Below are 723 nucleotides of genomic sequence, written 5' to 3'. Positions count from 1 at the left end.
CGGCGCAGCAGGTCGGGCAGCAGGATGTGCGGTCCGTGCTGGTCGGGCGCGGCGGGCTGGAAGCAGCGGTCGAGGGCGCGCGGGCGGCGCTGCATCTGGCGCAGATCGACCTCGACAATACGGTCATCCGCGCGCCGGTGGACGGGCAGCTTTCCGAGGTCGGCGTGCGCAGCGGCGCCTATGTGACGGCGGGCACGCAGCTCATGTTCCTGGTCCCCCGCGACATGTGGGTGATCGCGAATTTCAAGGAAGCGCAGACCAGGGGCATGCGGGTCGGCCAGCCGGCGACGTTCAAGGTCGATGCGCTGGGCAGCGCCAAGCTGTCGGGCCGGGTGGAGAATATGTCGCCCGCCGCCGGGTCAGAATTTGCGGTGCTGAAGCCCGATAATGCGACCGGCAATTTCGTGAAGGTCGCGCAGCGGATCGCGGTGCGGGTGAAGCTCGATCCGGGGCAGGAGCTTGCGAAGCGGCTGCGGCCCGGCATGTCGGTCGAAATCCGGATCGATACGAGCGAATGATGCGCGCGTCCCTCCTGCTGCTGACGTCCGCGACCATTCTGGGGGCCTGCGCCGGACCGGCCGTCGAGACGGCGGACGTCGCGCCGGTCGCGCCGCCTTCGGCCTGGCGGACCGACGCCGGGCCTGCCGCACCACTAGATAAGGCGTGGTGGCAGGCGTTTGGCGATCCCGCGCTGACGGCGCTGGTCGAACAGGCGCTGTCCCA

The 723-nt window shown here is 69.8% G+C and carries 1 protein-coding gene and 1 pseudogene; both read left to right on the top strand.

The features are described from left to right. Window positions 1–518 (top strand): HlyD family secretion protein (locus BHQ40_RS24845; RefSeq protein WP_139139493.1); only part of this gene is annotated, 518 nt, incomplete at its 5' end. Beyond that, window positions 515–723, top strand: a pseudogene (locus BHQ40_RS24840) (efflux transporter outer membrane subunit); the annotation flags it as partial. The gene BHQ40_RS24845 and the pseudogene BHQ40_RS24840, both read left to right, overlap by 4 nt.

Origin of the sequence: Sphingobium phenoxybenzoativorans (assembly GCF_001757355.1) — a bacterium.
Classification (GTDB): domain Bacteria; phylum Pseudomonadota; class Alphaproteobacteria; order Sphingomonadales; family Sphingomonadaceae; genus Sphingobium; species Sphingobium phenoxybenzoativorans.
The sequence above is the reverse complement of the archived record's forward strand: the minus strand, read 5'-3'. Positions and strand labels throughout refer to the sequence as shown.